Genomic DNA, 21,563 nt, shown 5'->3' with positions numbered 1-21,563 from the left:
TGCCGCAGGCTCTACCCCTCGAGCTTGTAGCCCAGCCCGCGCACGGTGACGAGGTGTTCCGGCTTGGCCGGGTCGGCCTCGATCTTCGAGCGCAGACGCTTGACGTGCACGTCCAGTGTCTTGGTGTCGCCCACGTAGTCGGCTCCCCACACCCGGTCGATCAACTGTCCGCGGGTGAGCACTCGACCGGAGTTACGCAGTAGGTACTCGAGCAGATCGAATTCCTTGAGCGGCAACGTGATCTGCTCGGATCCCACCATCACCACGTGGCGTTCGACGTCCATCCGCACCGGCCCGGCTTCGAGCACCCCGGTGTCGACTCCGCCGTCGACCTCGGCGTCACTGCCGCGGCGGAGAACGGCGCGAATACGCGCGATGAGCTCGCGTGCCGAGTACGGCTTGGTGACATAGTCGTCCGCTCCCAGTTCGAGCCCGACCACCTTGTCGATCTCGCTGTCGCGCGCGGTCACCATGATGACGGGAACGCCTGAGCGCGAACGCAATTGCTTGCACACATCGGTGCCGCTCATCCCGGGGAGCATGAGATCGAGCAGCACGATGTCCGCTCCGGCGCGGTCGAATTCGGCCAGGGCCGACGGTCCGTCGCCGACGACTGTGGCGTCGAACCCTTCTTTGCGGAGCAGGAAGGCCAGTGGATCGGCCAACGACTCTTCGTCTTCCACGATCAGAACGTTGGTCACTGATTCTCTCTTTCTGTAACCGCAGCGTCGTCTTCTTCTTCGAAGTACGCGGGGATCTGGAGGGTGAAGGTGGATCCGGTGCCCAGCTTGCTCCACAACGAGATGCTGCCGTTGTGGTTGGCTGCGACGTGTTTGGCGATGGCCAGGCCGAGGCCCGTGCCGCCGGTGGCCCGCGACCGAGCTTTGTCGACGCGGAAGAATCTCTCGAAGACGCGTTCCTGGTCCGCTTTGGCGATACCGATTCCGCGGTCGGTGACGGCGAACGCGACGTTCGAACCGCGCAGTGCCCGACTGACCGAGACTGGTGAGCCGTTGGAGGAGTAGGCGATCGCGTTCTGGATGAGGTTGGCGAGCGCGGTCACCAGTAGCGCTTGGTCGCCGAGCACTTCGAGTCCGCTCGGGTGATCGGTGGTGACGGAGATACCGGCGTTCTCGGCGGCGAGTTTGGAGCGGTCCATCGCCTCGTTGACGACGGTGTCGACGTCGACGACCTCGAGGTCGGGCAGCTTCTCGGCACCTTGCAATCGCGACAGCGCGATCAGCTCGGTCACCATGTTGCCCAAACGTTTGGATTCGGCGACTACCTTGCCACCGAAGTGCCTGACGGAATCCGGATCGTCGGCGGATTCGAGCAGCGCCTCGGCGAGCAGGCTCATCGCACCGACGGGTGTCTTCAGTTCGTGGCTGACGTTGGCCACGAAGTCGCGACGCGTGGCTTCCATCCGCACCTGCTCGGAATCGTCGTCGGCGAAGAGCACCACAAAACGTCGGTCTTCCTTGCTGAGCAGGCGCGCGACGCAACGGACGGCGATCTTGTCGCGTCCCGGTCGCGGGGCTTTGGAGCTGAGGTCGACTTCGACGGCATTGCCGTCGGACAGCACTTTCGTCGCGGCAGCCCAGGCGCGTTCGTCGATGGAACGGTTACGCACCAAACCGAGCTCCTCGGCCCGCGGATTCGACAGCACGACGTCGTGAAACTGATCGACGACGGCGATGCCGCTCTCCGACGCGAGCACGATCAGATCCAGTACCTGCGACATCGTCAAGCCGGACGTGGCGCGGCGACGCTCCGAGTGCCGAGTGTTGAGGTACGGAATAAGAACACCGCCGACGAGGTATCCCACGAAGGCCGCGGCAATTGCCAGTAGTACGGCCGATGCGACACTCACACCGGAATCGTACGTTCGATGGACAGCTCACATACGCAGGGTGCAGGCATTTCCCTGGTCGTCATAGTCCTCGTCGGCAGTGTTCTTCGTTCGTTCACCTGCAGTTTCGACAAACTGCCGGTTTGTGCGCGGTGGAGTTACTTACCACCCTGGTTTGCCACGGCAGCAGCACCTGCGGCCGCTGCTTCCGGATCGAGGTAGGTGCCGCCCGGGTTGGTGGGCTTCAACTTCCCGTCGACCTCGGTGAGGTCGTACTGCAGTGGGATTCCGGTGGGAATGTTCAGTTCGGCGATGTCCGCGTCGGAGATCTCGTCGAGGTACTTCACGAGCGCGCGCAGCGAGTTGCCGTGCGCGGCGACGAGCACGGTCTTGCCTGCCTTCAGGTCGGCGACGATCGTCTCCTCGAAGTACGGGATCAGCCGCTCGACGACGTCGGCGAGGCATTCGGTCAGCGGAACGCTGTCCAGATCGGCGTATCGGGGATCTGCATCCTGGCTGAACTCGCTGCCGACCTCGATGGCGGGCGGCGGGGTGTCGTAGCTACGACGCCACAGCATGAACTGCTCGTTGCCGTACTTGTCCTTGGTCTCGGCCTTGTTCAAGCCCTGCAGCGCGCCGTAGTGCCGTTCGTTCAGACGCCAGTCGCGTACGACGGGAATCCAGTGGCGGTCGGCCGCGTCGAGCGCGAGGTTCGCGGTGCTGATCGCGCGACGCAGCAGCGAGGTGTACAGCAGGTCGGGCAGTACACCCGCCTCGGCGAGGAGCTGGCCGGCGCGCTTGCCCTCGGCCTCCCCCTTCTCGGTCAGTCGCACGTCGACCCAGCCGGTGAACTGGTTGGACGCGTTCCATTCGCTCTCGCCGTGACGGAGCAGAATCAGGGTTCCGATACTCATGTGGTCAGTTTCTCATGTTCTGACTCCGCCGGCCTGCGTGCGACGAGCACGCCGACGACCACGATCATGACGACGGCGGTGAGAGTGATCGGAATGGGAATGACGGGGTCGAACAGCACGAGTAGTGCGCCTGCCGGAACTGCGATGTTGACGACGCGGTCCGCGTGGGCTCGGATGGCGATCAGCCAGACTCCGAGGACGAATATCGCGATCGGAACCGTGACGGTGAACGAGGCGGCGACGTCGCCCAGCTTGCTGTGTTCGGTGAGCACATCGATCTCCACCTCGATGCCGGCCGAGAACGCGCCTGCGGCCGCGAAGATGAAGTAGTGCGCGTAGCCGTAGATCAGCGAGTTGCCGAACTTTCCGATAGCCCGGTGATGCGGCGGCCAGAAGTAGATCCACCACAGGCTCGCGGTGACGACGAGGGTGAGGACGGAAATCGAGATCAACGGTGCCAGGGCCGTCTCGTCGTGTAGCGCTTCGATGATGGCGTTGGCCGATGCGAGCAGACTTTCGCCGAGCAGAATCAGCGTGAATAGCCCGTAGCGCTCGGTGATGTGGTGCGGATGCCATGGCGTCGAGCGACTGCGTTCGGCGATCAATGGAACCGACATCTCCGCAGCTGCCAAGACAAAGAACAACACGACGGCCACCGTGCCGTCGAACAGCAGCAGCCAGAGAATCCACAGAACCTGTACTCCCGCAATGCCTATCGCGTACGACAGTGCAGTCTTCCTGTATTCACTCGACCGAGACGCTCGAACCCACTGCGTCACCATGGCCACGCGCATCACGACGTAGCCGAGCACCACGATCGCAAAGTTCTTGTCCACGAACGCCGATTCGACTCCGGCGGCGAGCACCAGGACACCAGCCATCTGTACGACGGTCAACGTCCGATACAGCCAGTCGTCGGTATCGAAGGACGTGGCGAACCACGTGAAGTTCATCCACGCCCACCAGATGGCGAAGAACACGAGCGCGTAGCTGAGCAGACCGTCGGCAACGTGGTTCTCGGTGAGCGCGTGATGGAGCTCCACCGCAGCGATACTCACGGCCACGACGAACACGAGGTCGAAGAACAATTCGAGCGGACTAGCAGCACGATGTGGTTCGTTCGGATCACGCGGCCGCATCGGCACCAGACGCCCAGTGGAGAGATTCACGAACGCAGACTAAGTCATGCAGCGCATTTAGTTGCGGGACCTCACACCCTTTTTGCCGACCGCGCGCCGGGATTCAGGGCGTAGCGGGGGTGCGCGGTCGAGAAAAGGGGTGTGAGGTTGCGGGCCTACTCCCCCGGAGCTGATCCGATACCGCCGATCCGAGCTCCGACACTCTGGTCGACCGCCTCGGTCTCGACAAAATAGCGACGAAAAACCGAACGCATCAATTCGATGACCTCGATGTGCTGACGGATGACAACAGCGGCCGAGCCTTGTTCGCCATCGGCCAGTCGCTTGAACTTCGCACCCAACATCTGGGCTGACGGAAGAGTGCCGAATGCATCGACGTCGACCAGAAATTTCGTTTTCCCCAGCATTCCTGCCAAGTGGTCGATGTATTCGGCGCAGACCTGGTCGCACCGAGCAGCAACGTCCGCAGGAATTTCCATCAACCCTTCTTCGGCGCGCTCCGAAAGGTCTCGCCAATACTGCATCGACTCGAACAGATCGCCGTCTCCAGAAGCCATCGAACCGCAGCCTTTCTGTCTATCGTGCCCGCGCGGGCAGGTTGGTCTGCAACGATTTCGTGACCCGACCGACTTCCGAACACGGATCCCCCATCGGCTCGCGCCCAGCCCTCCCGTCGAGAATGAAGTACACGATTCCCCCGGCAACTTCATACGCGGAGCCGCAGCTGACTTCGTCGTAATTCGCGGTACGTCTGAATTGCACGAAACCGTCTTCGTCAGCGGCAGTGAAGCTGTCGAACTGGTCGTTCGCTTCGACATACCTGAGGTCATGAGTCGAGGAGAACACTCCCAGGAAGTACCACGAACCAGGGTCGGGATCTGTCCAGATGCACGTCTTCCAGTCGTTGGACAGCGGGGCGTCTCCGAACAGATTCGTGCTCTTGCTCCCCACATCCAATCCCGCCGCCTCGACGGCACTGTCCGGGATGGTGCACGGATCCCAGGGCTCAGCCGCGATCGGCGCAGCAATCGCCGACGTCGGCGGCTCAGCCGCCCGCGCATCCGTCGTCGATTCACCACATCCGGCGACCAGCACCATCACGCCGGCCACACCCGTCACCCAGCACCGCGTTGCACTCACACCTGGTTGGACGCGGCGTACATCGCCTCGGTTCCACATAGACCTCACACCCCTACTACCGACTGCGCGCCCCCGCTCACTTCGGAGCGAGGGCGCGCAGTCGACAAAAAGGGTGTGAGGTCACCACCGACAGGTGATCAACCGCAATTCGACGGTGCCGGCTCACCTCGGAATCGTGCGTCGACGTAGGCGTAGGCCTCGGGCAATCCGACCAGCGATCCACTGAAGTGCTCCGCCAACGGGTAAGCCCGGAACTGAACGGTGGCACCCGCTGCGCAGTAGCGATCGACCGTCTCCTTCACCGGCGCGAACGGGGTGATGAAGTCGTTGATGCCGTGCCAGATGTACACCGGCGCCGTGGGGACGCCTTCGTAGTCGACGAGACTGTTCTTCTTCAACACCGCCTGCGCAGAGGGCAGCGATGCGATGTCGACTTTGGACAGATCTCTCGCGCTCTTGAACGCTCCGCCGATGATGATGGGGCGCCGGCATTCGTTGCTGACACGATCTCGTAGTGCCAGTCCCGCCGCATTCAAGTTCTCCGAGACGGGGAACTCGGTCGGGTATTCGCGCTCGAGTCCCAGCGATGCCGCGAGTGCCATACCGAAAGCGGGGTGCGGAATCGCACTGTAGCCCAGGTTCTTTGCGATCAATCCCAGGTCGGCGGGCGTTCCACCGTGCACGCTGGCCACGATGTTCAGCTCGGGGGCGTAAGTGGGTGCCATGGCACCGGCCCATGATGTTGCCAGCGCACCGCCGGAGTAGCCCAGCAGTGCGACCGGGCTGTCCTTCAGCGGCAGCTGCTCGAAGTTCTGCACAGCGCGTACACCGTCGAGAGTCAACCGACCTTCGTACTCGGCAGCGCCGTAGGCTCCGGTCGGTCCGAGGTAATCGGGCACCGCAACCGCCCATCCGCGCGCGACCATGCCGACGTACAGGCTCGGAGACTCACCGATCTCGTACGTGAAAAGACCGTGCGACGGTGCGCATTTGACGCCCAGAGCATTGATGACAGCCTGATACGACACGAGCGGCGTTCCCGCACCTCTACCTCGCGGCATCAGCACGGTGGTCACCGCAGCAACGGGAGCACCGGCGGAGTTGGTCGACCGGTACTTGAGCTGCCAGATGTCGGTGTTGGGGTACATCCAGGCGTCGGCGCGACGGCTGGCGAGGATGTCACCCGGTGCGTGATCGGCAATGTCGGCCGGTGCCGCATAGAAGACGTCCGGATCGGGGGCAGTCGGCGCAGGAGCAGCCGAAGCTGTTGCACCCGTTGCGAACAGGGACGCGCAGAGCGCCACCAGAATAGAAGCCAGGGCAAAAAGTTTTCGGATCACGGCGAGCCTTTCGGAGTAAGCAGATCGAAGTGTCACGGCACTGAGTTCATGGGCACTGTGGGCAAGGAGAACTGGTTGATCGGATCCGTCGAGGAGAAGGTGACGTCCGCCGGGCCGGGTCCACCGGCGAAGGACGGATCGGACGCGGTGATGTCGACGCCGATGCGATGGCCGCGGTCGAATCGATGGACGATGCTGGGGAGCGAGATCGTCACCGGTTCTGCGGATCCGGTGAGGACGGCGGGTGCAACGAGCCCGTGAATGGGACTCCGTGCACCGTTGGGTGCGACGTCCAGCACGGTGACGAAGACCGTCGCAGGCCCGGACGTCGTGGGGCTGATGGACAGCTCGGGAGCGCCAACGACGTCGACCGGTTCGGCCAGTGGCGCGGTTGTCCAGGTCGCTGCGGAACCTGGTAGCGAGACCCGAGGAACGGGAACCTCTGCGGCGATGTTCGGTAGCCCCACTGTGGTGTGCATCGGCGAACCCGCATCCCGAATCGTCTGCGCCCAAGCATTGTTCGAGGCAACACCCTCGGACAACGTGCCGTCTGCCACTGTGAATGTGCGTCTGGTGCCGACAGGAAATGTGTCCGATTCCTCGTAGGCCGGCGACGCGACACCGCTGTAGGGCACCCAGTCCCGGAAGTAGGTGAATGCCGGCCCCGGGTCGACGTCACGATCCTTGAGGTGTCGGTCGAGCCAATTGCCCACCAGTGCCGCTTCGTGCTGATTGAACGGGTCGGGGGCCTTGATGTCGAATTCTCCCGGATAACCTTTCCGATCGTTGTGCCCCCACGAATGCCAGACCATCGACGTCTCCACTCCGCGCGCCCGCAGAGTCTCGAACGTTGCGGCTGCTTCGTCGAGGCTGAACAGTGAATCCTTCTGGCCCTGCGTGAGCAGAACCGGAACGTCCACTCGATCGAGATAGTCCACGGGTGAGACGTGACGCATCGCCGCCAGCGTTCCCGGGTCCGGTTCGCGATTGGCAGCGAAGGCGGATGCGGCGTCGCACACCCACTGGGCGTAGTTCGGGCACCCCTGTGCCCGCGCCGGATCGGCTGCGTACCCGCCCGGGCCGGTGAGGATGGCACCGGCCGCCAGGAAAGCCGAACCGAACACGCTCTTGACCGGGCCGACCGACCTACGCCCGGCTCCGTCCGGGGCGAGCGAACGAGCCAGGTCGTTCCACGTGATCATCGATGCGACGGTATCGAGTCGAGAATCCACCGACGCTGCCGCCAATCCCGTTGCACCGGCGTAGGAACCACCGAGATAGCCGACGCGGGGGTCCTGCGGAGCATCGAGGCGAACCACATCCAGAACAGGGGCTTCGACGGAGAGCGCGGCATCGGTGAACACGCCTTCGCTGTCACCGGCAAGGTACCCGATGAGGTCCGACGCCGCCATGCCGTCGTAATCGGGATCGGCGAAAAATATCTTGCACGTCGAGCCGCCGAAACCCAAGGCCGAGTAGGACAGAACTACGTAACCGTGGGTCGCGAATCTCGCCGCGGCACCCGCTTGGTCGTCCTTGGATCCGCCGAACCCGTTGCTGGTCAGGATGGCCGGGGCCCGGTTGTTCGGTCCCAGAGCGGTCGGGACGTAGATGTCGCCCACCACGGTGCAGTGTTGATCCCGATCCGGACCCACCGCGACGTCGAAATATCGAGTCTGCACCGAGAAGTCGCCGAACGATTGCGGAGCCAACACCGGAAGGTCCGCAGCATGAGCAGGCGCGGCGGCCACGACCAGAGCGGTCGCGGTGACACCGACAACCGTCGAGAACAACTTCATCGGACGCAGTTCGTCGGCGGTGCGACACCCCGAAACCTGTTGTCCAGGAATGTAAGCGCGGCAGGAAGACCCTCGAACGCCGCCTGAATGTGCTGCGGGGCATGTACGACGTCGAACTGCAGCGTCGCGCCACTCGCGCAGTATCGCGCGGCGGTGTCACGCAGGGCCCCGATCGGAATCAAGGGATCGTTGTCGCTTCCCCACAGAAACGTGGGTGCAGTCGGCACACCGGAGTACTTGACCAGGCTGTTCTCGTCGATGATCTGCTGCGCCTCCGGACTGTCCACCAACGACGTGGTGGTCGAGACCGCCAGTGCACTCTTGAAGGCTCCGGTAGCGAGGATCACCGGTGTGCACGCATTCGAGACCTGATCCTTCAACGCCAGACCGGTGGGATTGAGCTGAGCCGTGATCGGTAGACGGTCGGGGTACTCGCGTTCGAGTCCGAGAGCCGCGGCAAACGCGAGCCCGAATGCCTGGTGCGGTTGGAAGCCCAGCGCGCGGGCGATGTTGTCCAGATCGGCCGGCACTCCTCCGGCAGCGGCACCGACGATATTCAGCTCGGGTGCGTAGCTCGGAGCGAGCGCTGCGGCCCACGCCGTCGCCATTCCGCCGCCCGAATATCCGACCATTCCGACCGGGCCGGCCGACAGCCCGAGCTCGGGGACACGCTGCGCGGCACGAATGCCGTCGAGGGTGATCTGACCACCGAGCTTGGCTGCGCCATAAGCACTTTTGGGACCGAGGTGGTCCGGAATTGCGACCGACCAGCCACGCATCAGGGCCAGGTTGAGGAATTCACGCTCCTGAACACCGGTCGTCGGATCGGCCCCGAACAACGATTCCGACGGCGCGCACTGCAACCCGAGCGCGTTGACGAACGGCTGATAGGACAGCAGAGGCCCACCGGGTGTGCGGTTCGCCGGCGCGAGAACGGTGGTCACAGCGGCGATCGCGTCGCCCCTGGAGTCGGAGGATCGGTACTGGAGCTGCCAGATGTCGGCCCCGGGGTAAAGGGGACTCGAAAACCGCCTGTTCGCAACGACATCACCGTTCGCGAAACCGGACAGATCCGGTACCGACGCGTAGAGCGTCCCGGGGACCGGTGCCGGGTCGGTCGGCGCGGCAGATGCGTGTGGCGCGGCGACGAACAGCATCGACATCAGCCCGACGACGGTCGTCAGGGTCAAGAGGGTGCGGCGCATGATGAAAGCTCTTCTCGATTTCCATTGGGCCCGGGCCAGTCTTCGGACCGGGGAAGTCTCACGTCGATGTTCGGATCGGCACTTGTCGTTCGGGGGCCTGGCAGTCACGGTGACCTCCGGGTTGCTGTCAACGGCTTGTCGACGCTCTCGGCGGTGACTCGGATGCCGGGCGGCAGTGCCATAGCGACAGCGGTGGCCACGGCCATCGTCGCTGCGAGCCCGAACAGCACCGTTTGCTGCGCGGCCAGATGATCCGGTGCCGCGGCCTGCACGGGAAGCAACGCGAAATACACGGCACCGGTGACCGCAGTACCCACGGCCGACCCGACCTGCTGGACCGTCGGCATGATCCCCGACGCGGAACCGATGGCGTCCGGTGTCACCCGGGCGACGATGGTGCTCTGCAGCGGAGCGATCACCGATCCGAGGCCGGCGCCGACCAGAATCAGCGGGACGGTCATCGACCACGGAAAGCCGGGGCGATCGAGGTAGTCGACGGCGCTACCGAGGACGAACAGAGATGCGCCCATCGTCGCTGCACCTACTGCCACCACGCGAGAGTCCCAGCGGCGGAACGCTATCGGCGCGGCCAAGGACGCCACGATGGCTCCGAGAGCAAAAGGAATCGTGATGGCTCCCACCGTCGTCGCACTGTCTCCCAGTCCGGTCTGCAACGTCACCGACATCGTCAGCACGAATCCGGTGAAGGTGCCGTACACCAGCGCCGAGACGACGCATCCGTACGCGAACCCCCGCTCGGCGAAGACTCGGGTATCGACCATGACGTGTGCACCCGCTGCGGTCCTGTGCCGTTCCCACATCGCGAACAGGGCCAACAGAACCAGGCCGATGCCGAGAGCGGGTACCGCGTCCATCGGGCGCGAGCTCGTCATGATGGGGTACACGATCGACACGGCACCGATCGACCACAGGGCAACCCCGATCGGATCGAAGAGGCCGGCCGACAGCGCGTGCCCGGAACCAGCGGAGACATATCGCCGAGCGAGGACGATTGCGGCAACCGAAATCGGAACGTTGACCAAAAATATTGCGCGCCATCCTGTTCCGAGGATGTCGAGGTGAATCAGGACCGCGCCGATTGCCGGTCCGGCCAGACCTGCGAGCCCTGCCGTGCCGCCGTACAAGGCGAATGCAGTGGTACGCCGTGAACCGGAGTAGGTTGCGGTCACGATGGCCACGGTCTGGGCCGACATGGCCGCGCCCGCAATCCCTTGCAGGACACGACCGAAGATCAGCAGCTCGATGCTGGGCGCGTACGCGCACAACACCGACGTCGACGCGAACAGTGCCGTGCCGACGACGAACGTGTTTCTGCGCCCGAACACCTCACCTGCTCTCGCCATCGTGAGGAGCGCGCACGCAAACGCCAGAAGGTACGCCGCTGGTACCCAGACCTGCTGTGCACCAGTCGCGTCGAGGTCTCGGGCGATCGTGGGCAGCGCAACGGTGACGGCCGTGACGTCGATCATCTGCATCGACACGGCCAGCAAACAGGCGCACAGCGTCAGCCACGAGCCGCTGTGTCGTTTTGTCATACCCTGCTGACGTCCGGAAGCTCGAGCGTGCTCGCATCGGGCAGCTGCGGTGCGTAGTCGCCCGATTCGACCACGGCAGTGAAGATCTCGAAGATCTTGGCGAAGTAGAGATCGATCGACCGATCGGCCTCGTCCGTTCCCGGGTACAGAAATTCGACGCCGGTGTGATCTTCGAATCGATTGATCCACATGAAGACTTCTTCCGAGCTACCTCGGTTTCCGTACAAGCCGGCCCCGGCCGCGTCGAGTTCGGCTTCACCGGGCAGCTTTCGGACGTCGACGTACGAGATCATCGGAGCGCTCCAGCCCGGTTGCGTGGTGATTCCGTGTTCCGGGCCGACCAGTTCGAGAACTCGATGGTAGGAGGTGTTCGCCAGCAGTTTGCCGGAATCGAAGGCCTGCTGAGCCCGGACTGCCAGGGTCAGAAATGTCGGCTGCGAGCCCACTTCGAACTGCACGGGAACGAGGCTCGAAAACCAACCGACCGAGACGAATTCGCCCGGCAATGACCGGGTGCTCTTCGGCGTCAGACCCAGGTAGGTGTCTCGGCCGGCCAACTCGTATTCCGCCAACGCCGCCGCAGCGAAGATGCCTCCGATGAATTTGGCTCCCACTCCCGCGCATGCCGCGTCGACGGCCTGGGCCTTCGCGCCGTCGAACAGCGGGAACGAATTGTGCGACGTCCTGGTGTAGTCGACACTGTTGCGCCCCAACGGAAGTGGGAACGTCGGAAGATCGCCACCGTTGTCGGTCACCAGATCGATCCAGGTCTGAACGGCCGGAGAGTCCAGGGTCGTGGTGTCGCTCTCGGTGCGCTCTCGCCGGCAGTACTCGATGTAGCTGCCCGGGGTGAACAGTCCGTTCGCCTCTCCGGTCACCGCGTTGCGATAGAGCTGTCCCAGCTCGTAGTACGTCAGCGCCTGCGAAATACCGTCGGTGTCCAGGTGATCGACGGCTGCGTACACCACGAAATGGTCGTCGTGCTCGATCGTTCCGAAGGAGAAACAGTCCCAACTCTCCGGACCCGGAGTGGTGTCCTGCACGTGCCGGCGGATATCGTCCGCACTCGCGGGCACACCGAAGTCGGTCGGCTCGAGCACGATGTCGTCGACGTCGACGACGTGGCGCACCGATCCGGCCGCCGTGGTCTCGAACCAGCTCGAGAACGAATCATGGCGCTTGACAAACGTATTGAACGCTTGCCCCATGGCCGCACTGTCCAATTTCCCTTCGATGCGGAACGTGACGAGGCACAGCCTGGAGAAGCGAAACGACGATCCTCGATTGCGGAACGCGGCCTCGAGGTACGCCTGCTGTATGTGGGACGGACGTGCCGGATGAACGGGTGCTGCAGCGGCAGCGCCCCGCGAGGCGTCGGTAGGTGACCACGTGGTGAGTGGTCCCGGAGCGGGCGTCCACTCGTCGATGAGTCCGAATGCAACCACGACACAACCTTTCGAGAGGGAGAGATACGACGCAACGCAGTGGGGTGCGTCGGAGGGGCCAGTGCATCATTCGAGCGAGACGGACAACACCCCACAGCGCGGCATTTTGGAGAAACGACAAAAATGCCCGGGATATCTGTGTCAGAACTGAAGGATCGTCAAGATTGTGGTGGAGGCCAGACAATCGCTCTAACGTCGGACACTCATCGCGCAGACCGAGAACCAGGCTCCGCGCTGCCCCAACGATGTCAGGAACGGTAGATGATCGACCGATACCGCCTGCGTGATGCGACCGTTTCGGCCCTGAGTGTGCTTGCGACCGTCGTTGTTCTCACGTCGGGCACAGCACCAGTGGCAAGTGCCGAGACAGCGTCGTCGGTCGTCGGAATCGAAGGAAACGGGGAACGCCGCGACATCGTGCACGTGCATTCGGCGGCGATGGACCGCGATATCGTCGTCGACATCTTTCGAGCCGTGGAACCCGGTGCACCGACCCTCTACCTGCTCAACGGCGCAGCCGGCGGCGACGGCGGCAGCAGCTGGTTCGATCAGACCGACATCGCGGGCTTCTTCGGTGACAAGAACGTCAACGTGGTGGTACCACGGGGTGGCGCCGCGAGCTACTACACCGACTGGTTGCACGACGACCCGGTGCTGGGCCGAAACAAGTGGTCCACGTTTCTCGGTCTCGAACTGCCGCCGTTGATGAACGCAGTGCTCGAGAGCAACGGCGTCAATTCGGTCGCAGGTATCTCGATGGCCGGGACGTCGGTTCTGCAGTTGGCCATCGCCCACCCGTCCGTGTACCGCTCCGTGGCCTCGTACAGCGGATGTGCACGAACCAGTGACCCGGTCGGCGAGATGTACGTCAGGTCCGTGGTCGAGGCGCGCGGCGGTGGATCCACCGCGAACATGTGGGGTCCCCCCGGTTCTGCCGCCTGGATGGACAACGACCCGTACGTCCACGCCGAAGGCCTGCGCGGAGTCGCGGTGTACATCTCGAGCGGAACGGGAGCACCCGGCGCGTTCGATGTCCCCGGCGCGCCCGGCATCGGTAGTGACTACGGCAAGCTCGCCCAGCAGGTTGCCGTCGGTGCCGTCATCGAGGCGACCACCGATTCGTGTTCGCATCAGATGAAGCAGCGCTTGCAGGAGCTGAACATCCCTGCCACCTACAACTTCCGCCCCAACGGAACCCATTCGTGGGCCTATTGGCAACAAGACCTGCACGACTCGTGGTCGGTGATCGCGCCGTCGATGGGATTGCCGACCGGTACCTCCTGAGCCGTGACTTCCAGCGATGACGAAGGAAACTCGATGAGCCGAACCGACACCGTGGGCACTCCTGCTCTTGCCGCAACCTGGGCCCGTTCGCCGTGGCCGCTCGCCGACATCATCGCGGCAAAACGCGGGCGAACTATCTCGGTCGTCCTTCCTGCCCTCGACGAGGAGGACACCGTCGCGGACGTCATTGCCTCCATGACTCCCCATCTGGGAAGTCTCATCGACGAAGTGGTCGTCCTCGATTCTGGATCGACCGACCGTACGGCTGTTCGGGCGCGCGCGGCCGGAGCCACGGTCGTCTCCAGGGAAGAGGTGCTCCCAGGCCAACCCGTCGTCGGCGGAAAGGGAGAAGTCCTGTGGCGCGGAGTAGCGGCCACCTCGGGCGACATCGTGGTGTTCGTCGACTCGGATCTGGTCGAGCCGGGCTCGCACTTCGTGCCGTCGCTCGTCGGCCCGCTGCTCATGCACGAGGGCGTCGAACTGGTCAAAGGCTTCTACCGTCGGCCGCTCACGATCGGCGACAGCACCGACGAGGACGGCGGCGGACGCGTCACCCAGTTGACGGTGCGGCCCCTGCTGACGGCACTTCGCCCGGAGCTGGCCGGCGTCTTCCAGCCGCTGGGCGGCGAGTACGCCGCCACCCGCCGATTGCTGGAATCTCTGCCCTTCGCCCCCGGCTACGGCGTCGAGATCGGACTGCTGCTCGATACGTATCACCGTTCGGGTGCGGGCACTATCGGTCAGGTCGGACTCGGTACGCGCCGCCATCGCAATCGGCCGACCTCCGAGCTGGCCGTCATGAGTCGCCAGATCATCGCCACCATGTTCTCGCGGTTGGGACTGAGCGACTCCGGTGCCGGTTTCACCACCTTCTCGACAACGGGATCTCAGCTCTCGATGAGTGTGGCACCGCTGTCCTCGGTCGACCGCCCACCGCTGATCACCGTCGAAGACTACAACCGCCTCACGCGACGCCCAGCCATGAGTGCACCCGCCTGACCCGGCACGGCACACCTGGTAAAACGTTGCGCCACAACGACAAACACCCCGCCCCACAGCGTGTGGGACAGGGTGTTGTCGTGGAACAGAAACCTATTTACCCGCCTCCGCCGCGCGCAGATCCTTACGGAGAATTTTGCCCGCCGCCGACTTCGGCACCGTGTCGATGAATTCGACGCGTCGCACCTTCTTGTGCGGGGAGACGCGCTCGGCGACGAAGGCGATCACGCCCTCCTCGTCGATCGTGGCACCCTGCTGGCGGACGACGAACGCCTTGGGGATTTCTTCGCCCTCGTCGTCGAGAACACCGATGACAGCAGCGTCGGCGATTTCCTCGTGCGTCAGCAGCAGAGCCTCGAGCTCGGCCGGCGGTACCTGGTAGCCCTTGTACTTGATCAGTTCCTTGAGGCGGTCGACGATGTAGACGACGCCCTCGTGGTCCGCGACGGCGATGTCGCCGGTATGCAGGTAGCCGTCGGAGTCGAGGGTCTCGGCGGTGGCGGTGGGGTTGTTGAGGTATCCCGCCATCACGTTCGGTCCCTTGACCCACAGCTCGCCGGGCTTGCTCAATCCCTCTGTGGGCAGGTCGATCTCCTCGAGCGTGCCCGGGTCGACGAGCTTGTTCTCGGTGTTGGCCAGTGGCTGGCCCACCGAGCTCAGCGGCATGTCGTCGCGATCGAACGGGATCGCGTGGCTGACCGGGCTGAGCTCACTCATGCCGTAGCCCTGACGCACGCGCGTGTTCAGGCGGCGGGCGACGGCCTTGCCTAGTTCTTCGTCCAGCGGGGCCGCGCCCGAGAAGATGGTGTGCACGCTGGAGAGGTCGTACTGATCGATCATCGGATGCTTGGCGAGCGCGACGGCCACCGGTGGTGCGATGAACAGGTACGTCAGCTTTTGGTCCTGAATGATGCGAAGGAACTCGACGAGGTCGAACTTCGGCATCGTCACCAGATGCGCACGCAACTTCAGCGCGATGTTGAGCAGCACCGTCAGGCCGTAGATGTGGAAGAACGGCAGCAGCGCCAGGATCGCGTCGTCGCTGTCGATGCCCACCCGCGGTTCCATCTGTGCGACGTTCGCGACGAGATTGCGGTGAGTGAGGATGACGCCCTTCGGCACACCCGTCGTACCGGAGGAGTACGGCAGTACGGCGACGTGTGTGGCCGGATCGAACGAGACCTCGGGGGCAGGCGCGCCCTGGGTCAGAAGATCGCGCAGATTCGGGTGGCCCTCGGCACCGTCGAGCACGATGACGTGATCGGCAGCGATGCCTACCTTGTCCGCAGCCGCTTTCGCCTGCGGGTACAACGGCGAGACGGTGAACAGGAACTTCGCGCCCGACCCGGTGAGCTGCTTGGCGATGTCCTCGGCCGTGTACAGGGCGTTGATCGTCGTCGCGGTTCCGCCTGCGCGCAGGATGCCGTGCAGCACCGACGCGAACGCGGGGACGTTGGGCGAATGCAGTCCGACGACGTCACCGACCTCGAGCCCGCGCGCGGCGAGCGCACCTGCAATGGCGTCGACCTGGCCGATCAGCGTCTTGTAGGTGGTGACGTCACCCGACGTGCCGTCGATGAGCGCCGGCTTGTCGAGATCGGACTCGGCGATGGAGCCGAACAGGAAGTCGTAGACGCTGAGATTCGGGATCTCGACGTCGGGAAAGGGACTGCGGAAGCTCATGGCTCTCCTTCGAAAAACTGCGGCAACAATGACCGAACCCTACAGTGAAAGCGGTCACATCGGACAGCGACCCTACCGCTGAGTCAGGTAGGGCGGGCGCTAACTTCGGGACGCATACGGTTTGCCCGCCGCGGCCGGTCCTCGAACATGACCCACCAGACCCGCGACGGCGAAGATGGTCACCACGTAGGGCAGCATCAACATGAATTCGCTCGGCACCGGAGACCCGATGATGCCCAGCACATTCTGCAGATTCGACGCGAATCCGAAGAGGAGTGCGGCCAATGTGGCGCGCACCGGATCCCACCGTCCGAAGATGACCGCTGCGAGTGCGATGTAGCCGGCACCGGCAGTCATTTCCTTGCCGAATGCTCCGACGGACCCGAGCGTGAAGTACGCACCGCCGAGCCCGGCGATGGCACCGGCGAGACAGACGTTCCAGAAACGCGTTCGGGCCACGTTGATTCCGACGGTGTCGGCGGCTTGCGGATGCTCACCGACGGCACGTAGTCGCAGACCCCACTTGGTACGGAACAGACCGAAGAACACCAGGGCCACGGCGATGTACATCAGATAGACGATCAGTGTCTGTCGAAACAGCACCGGACCGAGGATCGGAATCTGCGAGAGCACCGGAATGTCGATGCGCGCGAAGCGCGGTGGCGAATTCAGCGTCTCGGCGTTCTTGGTGAGCACCACCGAGTACAGGAAGCTGGTCAGTCCGACGACCAGCACGTTGAGCACCACACCGACGATGACCTGATTGACGAAGTAGCGAATCGAGAACACCGCCAGCAGGGATGCGGTCAGTGCGCCGGCGACCAGAGCCGCGAGCAACGCGACATAGGTCGAACCGGTGATCGACGCGACGACGGCGCTGACGAACGCACCGGCCAGCAGCTGCCCTTCGATGGCGATGTTGATGACACCGACGCGCTCGGAGATCACTCCGCCCATGGCACCGAAGATGAGCGGTGTGCTCAAAGCGACTGCGCCGATAAGCAATCCGGGCACCGGGATGGTCTCGCCGTCGGCGGCCCACGCAAGGAATCCGAACACGAACAGCACCGCGAACACGGCGAGCAACCACAGCGGCGTCGAGCGGTACCGCGTCGCCAGCAGCGCCGCGTAGCCGGTGATGACGGCCAGCAGTACGACCACGACGAGGCCGGTGCCGTACGACGGCACACCGACGGCGGGCAGTGCGAAGAAGTCACCCTCTGAGGCCAGCGCGAATGTACTGGTACCCGAGCCCTTTCGGACCACGAACAGCACCAGAGCGAGCAGCGTCACGACCCCGAGGATCGACGGCACTTTCCAGCTGCGGCCGAGTACTACCCCGGCGGGGGCGTCGACGGAGGTGGTCACAGTGCACCCACCTTCGCGGTCTCGGCTTTCGCGAGCTTCTCTTCGCCTGGTTTCGGTAATCGGAACACCGCTCGCACCAGTGGCGGCGCAGCGATGAACAGCACGATCACCGACTGCACGACGAGCACGATGTCGATGGGTACGCCCTCGGCCGCCTGCATGGCGAACCCGCCGGCCTTGAACGCACCGAACAGGATTCCCGCGAAGAACACGCCCCACGGTTTCGATCGGCCGAGCAGAGCGACGGTGATGGCGTCGAATCCGATGCCGGCATCGATGTCGGCGCTGAAGCCGGTAGTGACGGTGCCCAGCACCTGAGCCACACCGGCCAGGCCGACGAGGGCTCCGGACAGGATCATCGCGTACAGGTAGATGCGGTTGACGTTCATCCCGGCGACGCGTGAGGCATGCGGGTTCTCGCCCACGGCGCGGAAACGAAATCCGAGGCTCGATCGCTCGAGCAGCCACCACACCGCGACGGTCACGAGGATCACCAGTACGAACCCGAGGTGCAGGTTGTACTTGTCGCCGAAGAGTTTCGGGAACACGGCGGTGGATTCGATGGGGGCCGTCTTGGGATTGTTCGATCCCGGTGCCTGCAGCGCGCCGGGGGTCCGCAAGAGGTACGAAATGAAGTAGAACGCAATGTAATTGAGCATGATCGTGACGATCACCTCGTGGGCACCGGTGCGGGCCTTGAGGAATCCCGCGATGCCACCCCAGACCGCGCCGCCGACAACGCCTGCGACGACGGCCACCAGCAGATGGATGCCGGCGGGCAGACTGACTCCGAAACCGACCCAGCCTGCGCACGCCGCGGCGATGAGCATCTGGCCACGACCACCGATGTTGAACATGCCGACGCGGAAGGCAAGGGCCACACCGAGTCCCGCGACGATCAAGGGAGTGGCGAACGTCAGAGTCTCGGTCAGCGGGCGGATGCCGTTCTCGAACCCGGGTCGACGGAAGTTGTACACCGAGCCCTGGAACAACGACGAGTACGCCCCGGCGACGGAATCCCAGATGGCCTTCAGCATGTCCGAAGGACGCGAGAAGAAGTAGCCTGCCGACTCCTGAACACCGGTATTGGTGGCGGCGATGAGTACTGCACCGACGATCAGTGCGAGCAGTACTGCGAGAACCGAGATGATGGCACTGCCGGTGAAGATCTGCCGAAGCACCACATGCGACTTCGAGGGTTGCTCGGCGCTATTCACCACGCTCACCGCCCATCATCAAGCCGAGTGTTTCGCGGGACGTATCCCCGGGGACGATTCCCACGATTGCTCCTCGATACATGACGGCGATGCGGTCGGCCAGTGCGGAGACCTCATCCAGTTCGCTCGACACCACGATGACCGGGATCCCCGAATCCCGAGTGGCGACGATGCGCTTGTGCACGAATTCGATCGACCCGACGTCGATTCCGCGAGTCGGCTGGGCCGCGACGAACAGCCGCAGATCGCGGCTCAATTCGCGTGCGAGCACCACCTTCTGCTGGTTACCACCGGACAGGCGTCCGACGGCGGTCCCGATTCCCGGTGCCCGCACATCGAATTCGGTCAGCTTCTCCGATGCGAACTTCTCCAGATAGTCGCGCTGGACTGCTCCTCGCCGCACGAACGGCATGCTGTTCGAGCGATCGAGCATCAGGTTCTCGGCGATCGAGAACTCCCCCACCAATCCGTCGACGGTACGGTCCTCCGGCACGAAGCCGACTCCGGCGTCGAGCACGTCCTGCACCGTCGATCCGACCAGCGAACGACCGTCGAGGCTGATCTTTCCGGATACGTTGTCCTGCAACCCGAGCAGAGCCTCGACGAATTCGGTCTGACCGTTGCCCTGCACTCCGGCGACGGCGAGAATCTCCCCTGCCGCGACCTCGAGGCTGACGTCGTCGACGGTCTTGTTGCCCTGGGCGTCGAACACCGACAAGTTCTCGACGACCAGCGCTGCTGCTCCAGGAGCGGCGGGATCCTTCGAGACGGTCAGCTGCACATCGCGTCCCACCATCATGGCCGCGAGTTCGGTGTTGCTGGCGGTCGGCTGCGCTTCGCCGACGACCTTGCCGAGCCGGATGACGGTGATCTTGTCGGCCACTTCGCGTACTTCGCGCAGCTTGTGGGTGATGAAGACGATGGTGGTGCCCGACGCCGCGAGCTCGCGCATGATCCTCATCAGATCATCGGTTTCCTGTGGCGTCAGGACTGCCGTCGGCTCGTCGAACACGAGCACCTTGGCCTCACGAGACAGTGCTTTGACGATCTCCACCCGCTGCTGCACGCCGACGGGTAGGTCGTCGACGAGAGCATCGGGATCGAGATCGAAGCCGAACCTCGCGGAGATCTCTCGTACCAGCTTTCGTGCTGCCACGAGATCGAGTCGTCCACCGAGCGAGGTGGTTTCGTTACCGAGCACGATGTTCTCGGCCACGGTGAACACCGGAATCAGCATGAAGTGCTGATGCACCATGCCGATGCCGGCGGTCATCGCCTCGCCCGGTCCGGCGAAATTCTGCTCGACGTCGTCGAGCAGAATCTGGCCCTCCTCGGCGCGATACAGGCCACTGAGCACGTTCATCAACGTGGACTTGCCTGCACCGTTCTCGCCGAGGAGGCAGTGGATCTCGCCGGATTCGACACTCAGATCGATATGGTCGTTGGCGATCAACGAGCCGAATCGTTTGGTGATACCGCGAAGTTCGAGCTTCATATCCCTTTACGACCGCTTGGTGCTACTTGGGTGCCGACGGCGACTCGACGGTGATGGACCCGTCGATGATGCCGGCCTTGATCGTATCCAGCTCGCCCTGCAGTGCGGGGTCGACCTTGGACTCGAAGTCGTGGAACGGTGCGATGCCGACGCCGTCGTTCTCCAGGGTGCCCACGTAAGGAGCGTTGTCGAACTTGTCTGCACCGGAGTTGGCCACCACCTCGTCGACGCTGGTCTTGAGGCCCTTGGTCACCGAGGTGAGCAACAGGTCGCCGACCGACGGGTCGGATTCGAAGACGTCTGCGTCGGCACCGATGAGGGCGACGGGACGCGAGGAGTCCCGAATGGCCTGCGCCGCACTCTGATAGATGGGTCCACCGACCGGGAAGATGACGTCGGCATTCTGGTCGATCAGACCCTGAGCGGTGTTCTTGGCAACTTCGTTGGCGGTGAATCCACCGGTGAACGAGCCGTTCTGCGAGGGCACGTCCCAGCCGATGACGCGGACTGCCTTGCCCTTCTGCTCGTTGAAGTAGTTCACACCGTCGGCGAAGCCGTCCATGAAGATGGTGACGGTCGGCAGCTGGGAACCGCCGAAGGTGCCGACCACTCCGGTCTTGCTGTAGCTCGCGGCGGCGTAACCGGCGAGGAATGCCGACTGCGACGCGTCGTACGTCAGCGGCTTGACGTTCGGCAGATCGATGGTCGAGTCGTCGATGATCGCGAAATCGATGTCGCTGTTCGCCTCGGCCGCGACCTTGGTCGCGTCGGCCAGGTCGAATCCGACGGTGACGATGAGGTTGCAGCCCTGATCGACGAGGTTGTTGATGTTGGGCGCGTAGTCGGTGGGCGACGCGGACTCGACGGTGCGGGGCTCGACGCCGAGCTCCTGGGAGGCCTCGGTCAAACCCTCGAACCCGAGCTGGTTGAACGACTTGTCGTCGAATCCGCCACTGTCGGAGACCATGCAGGGCAGGAAGTCACTGGATTCGCCTCCGCCCGATCCTTCGTTCTCGGGTGCGGATCCACAGCCTGCGATCAGGGCGATGGCACCGAGCGACGCGACGCCGCCGAGTGCTGCCTTCCGCGTACTCGTGCGGGTAACGAATGACAAGATGTCCTCCAATTTA

The 21,563-nt window shown here is 63.8% G+C and carries 18 protein-coding genes; 2 read left to right on the top strand and 16 right to left on the bottom strand.

Annotated elements, in window-relative coordinates; all coding sequences use genetic code 11:
• Nucleotides 1-11: 11 nt before the first annotated feature.
• From AC5WEY_RS22855 to AC5WEY_RS22805, 11 genes are all read right to left on the bottom strand, one after another.
• On the bottom strand, nucleotides 12-701 hold the full coding sequence (locus AC5WEY_RS22855; protein ID WP_057475148.1) for a winged helix-turn-helix domain-containing protein: 690 nt from the start codon (nucleotides 699-701) through the stop codon (nucleotides 12-14).
• A complete protein-coding gene (locus AC5WEY_RS22850) occupies nucleotides 698-1,870 on the bottom strand; it encodes a sensor histidine kinase (RefSeq protein ID WP_495647667.1) in 1,173 nt (390 codons plus the stop codon). The genes AC5WEY_RS22855 and AC5WEY_RS22850 overlap by 4 nt, the downstream gene beginning before the upstream one ends.
• Before the next feature lie 137 nt (nucleotides 1,871-2,007).
• The gene (locus tag AC5WEY_RS22845; protein WP_032380367.1) at nucleotides 2,008-2,763 is read right to left on the bottom strand and encodes a phosphoglyceromutase; all 756 of its coding nucleotides are present in this window, start codon (nucleotides 2,761-2,763) and stop codon (nucleotides 2,008-2,010) included.
• Nucleotides 2,760-3,902 (bottom strand): low temperature requirement protein A, encoded by a 1,143-nt coding sequence (locus AC5WEY_RS22840; RefSeq protein WP_495647713.1) that lies wholly within the window; start codon nucleotides 3,900-3,902, stop codon nucleotides 2,760-2,762. Before AC5WEY_RS22840 ends, AC5WEY_RS22845 begins: the two co-directional genes overlap by 4 nt.
• A gap of 155 nt (nucleotides 3,903-4,057) precedes the next feature.
• The gene (locus AC5WEY_RS22835) at nucleotides 4,058-4,459 is read right to left on the bottom strand and encodes a hypothetical protein (protein WP_495647666.1); all 402 of its coding nucleotides are present in this window, start codon (nucleotides 4,457-4,459) and stop codon (nucleotides 4,058-4,060) included.
• 19 nt (nucleotides 4,460-4,478) lie between these two features.
• Nucleotides 4,479-5,012 carry a DUF3558 domain-containing protein gene (locus AC5WEY_RS22830; RefSeq protein WP_495647665.1) on the bottom strand — a complete coding sequence of 178 codons (534 nt, stop codon included), beginning with the start codon at nucleotides 5,010-5,012 and terminating at the stop codon, nucleotides 4,479-4,481.
• A 167-nt stretch (nucleotides 5,013-5,179) separates the two neighbouring features.
• Nucleotides 5,180-6,379 carry a lipase family protein gene (locus AC5WEY_RS22825; RefSeq protein WP_442970895.1) on the bottom strand — a complete coding sequence of 400 codons (1,200 nt, stop codon included), beginning with the start codon at nucleotides 6,377-6,379 and terminating at the stop codon, nucleotides 5,180-5,182.
• A gap of 35 nt (nucleotides 6,380-6,414) precedes the next feature.
• Complete coding sequence (locus AC5WEY_RS22820) at nucleotides 6,415-8,181, bottom strand: CocE/NonD family hydrolase (protein ID WP_495647664.1); 1,767 nt, start codon at nucleotides 8,179-8,181, stop codon at nucleotides 6,415-6,417.
• Entirely contained in the window at nucleotides 8,178-9,386 is a 1,209-nt protein-coding gene (locus AC5WEY_RS22815; RefSeq protein WP_495647663.1) for a lipase family protein, read from the bottom strand. The genes AC5WEY_RS22820 and AC5WEY_RS22815 overlap by 4 nt, the downstream gene beginning before the upstream one ends.
• A gap of 104 nt (nucleotides 9,387-9,490) precedes the next feature.
• On the bottom strand, nucleotides 9,491-10,942 hold the full coding sequence (locus AC5WEY_RS22810; protein ID WP_495647662.1) for an MFS transporter: 1,452 nt from the start codon (nucleotides 10,940-10,942) through the stop codon (nucleotides 9,491-9,493).
• Nucleotides 10,939-12,387, bottom strand: coding sequence for a condensation domain-containing protein (locus AC5WEY_RS22805; RefSeq protein ID WP_495647661.1), 1,449 nt, complete (start codon nucleotides 12,385-12,387; stop codon nucleotides 10,939-10,941). The genes AC5WEY_RS22810 and AC5WEY_RS22805 overlap by 4 nt, the downstream gene beginning before the upstream one ends.
• 261 nt (nucleotides 12,388-12,648) lie before the next feature.
• On the opposite strand from AC5WEY_RS22805, the gene AC5WEY_RS22800 reads away from it, so the two are divergent.
• Both AC5WEY_RS22800 and AC5WEY_RS22795 read left to right on the top strand, forming a co-directional pair.
• Entirely contained in the window at nucleotides 12,649-13,671 is a 1,023-nt protein-coding gene (locus tag AC5WEY_RS22800) for an alpha/beta hydrolase (RefSeq protein WP_057475139.1), read from the top strand.
• 33 nt (nucleotides 13,672-13,704) lie between these two features.
• The gene (locus AC5WEY_RS22795) at nucleotides 13,705-14,670 is read left to right on the top strand and encodes a glucosyl-3-phosphoglycerate synthase (RefSeq protein ID WP_495647660.1); all 966 of its coding nucleotides are present in this window, start codon (nucleotides 13,705-13,707) and stop codon (nucleotides 14,668-14,670) included.
• A 93-nt stretch (nucleotides 14,671-14,763) separates the two neighbouring features.
• Here the strand turns inward: AC5WEY_RS22795 and AC5WEY_RS22790 are convergent, their stop codons facing one another.
• The 5 genes from AC5WEY_RS22790 to AC5WEY_RS22770 form a co-directional block, all read right to left on the bottom strand.
• On the bottom strand, nucleotides 14,764-16,353 hold the full coding sequence (locus AC5WEY_RS22790) for an AMP-binding protein (RefSeq protein ID WP_495647659.1): 1,590 nt from the start codon (nucleotides 16,351-16,353) through the stop codon (nucleotides 14,764-14,766).
• A 99-nt stretch (nucleotides 16,354-16,452) separates the two neighbouring features.
• Nucleotides 16,453-17,721, bottom strand: coding sequence for an ABC transporter permease (locus AC5WEY_RS22785; RefSeq protein ID WP_057475137.1), 1,269 nt, complete (start codon nucleotides 17,719-17,721; stop codon nucleotides 16,453-16,455).
• Complete coding sequence (locus AC5WEY_RS22780) at nucleotides 17,718-18,947, bottom strand: ABC transporter permease (protein ID WP_235581475.1); 1,230 nt, start codon at nucleotides 18,945-18,947, stop codon at nucleotides 17,718-17,720. The genes AC5WEY_RS22785 and AC5WEY_RS22780 overlap by 4 nt, the downstream gene beginning before the upstream one ends.
• Nucleotides 18,931-20,433, bottom strand: a complete 1,503-nt coding sequence (locus AC5WEY_RS22775) for an ABC transporter ATP-binding protein (RefSeq protein WP_495647658.1) — start codon at nucleotides 20,431-20,433, stop codon at nucleotides 18,931-18,933. The genes AC5WEY_RS22780 and AC5WEY_RS22775 overlap by 17 nt, the downstream gene beginning before the upstream one ends.
• Before the next feature lie 22 nt (nucleotides 20,434-20,455).
• Nucleotides 20,456-21,547 carry a BMP family lipoprotein gene (locus AC5WEY_RS22770; RefSeq protein ID WP_495647657.1) on the bottom strand — a complete coding sequence of 364 codons (1,092 nt, stop codon included), beginning with the start codon at nucleotides 21,545-21,547 and terminating at the stop codon, nucleotides 20,456-20,458.
• Between the last annotated feature and the right edge of the window lie 16 nt (nucleotides 21,548-21,563).

The sequence above is a fragment of the Rhodococcoides sp. S146-33 genome, assembly GCF_059489205.1.
The sequence above is the reverse complement of the archived record's forward strand: the minus strand, read 5'-3'. Positions and strand labels throughout refer to the sequence as shown.

Coding starts and splice junctions, on each gene's coding strand:
- AC5WEY_RS22810 (WP_495647662.1), bottom strand. CDS start 10,942: ATGACAAAACGACACAGCGGCTCGTGGCTGACGCTGTGCGCCTGTTTG.
- AC5WEY_RS22775 (WP_495647658.1), bottom strand. CDS start 20,433: ATGAAGCTCGAACTTCGCGGTATCACCAAACGATTCGGCTCGTTGATC.
- AC5WEY_RS22815 (WP_495647663.1), bottom strand. CDS start 9,386: ATGCGCCGCACCCTCTTGACCCTGACGACCGTCGTCGGGCTGATGTCG.
- AC5WEY_RS22840 (WP_495647713.1), bottom strand. CDS start 3,902: ATGCGGCCGCGTGATCCGAACGAACCACATCGTGCTGCTAGTCCGCTC.
- AC5WEY_RS22820 (WP_495647664.1), bottom strand. CDS start 8,181: ATGAAGTTGTTCTCGACGGTTGTCGGTGTCACCGCGACCGCTCTGGTC.
- AC5WEY_RS22790 (WP_495647659.1), bottom strand. CDS start 16,353: ATGAGCTTCCGCAGTCCCTTTCCCGACGTCGAGATCCCGAATCTCAGC.
- AC5WEY_RS22800 (WP_057475139.1), top strand. CDS start 12,649: ATGATCGACCGATACCGCCTGCGTGATGCGACCGTTTCGGCCCTGAGT.
- AC5WEY_RS22835 (WP_495647666.1), bottom strand. CDS start 4,459: ATGGCTTCTGGAGACGGCGATCTGTTCGAGTCGATGCAGTATTGGCGA.
- AC5WEY_RS22845 (WP_032380367.1), bottom strand. CDS start 2,763: ATGAGTATCGGAACCCTGATTCTGCTCCGTCACGGCGAGAGCGAATGG.
- AC5WEY_RS22795 (WP_495647660.1), top strand. CDS start 13,705: ATGAGCCGAACCGACACCGTGGGCACTCCTGCTCTTGCCGCAACCTGG.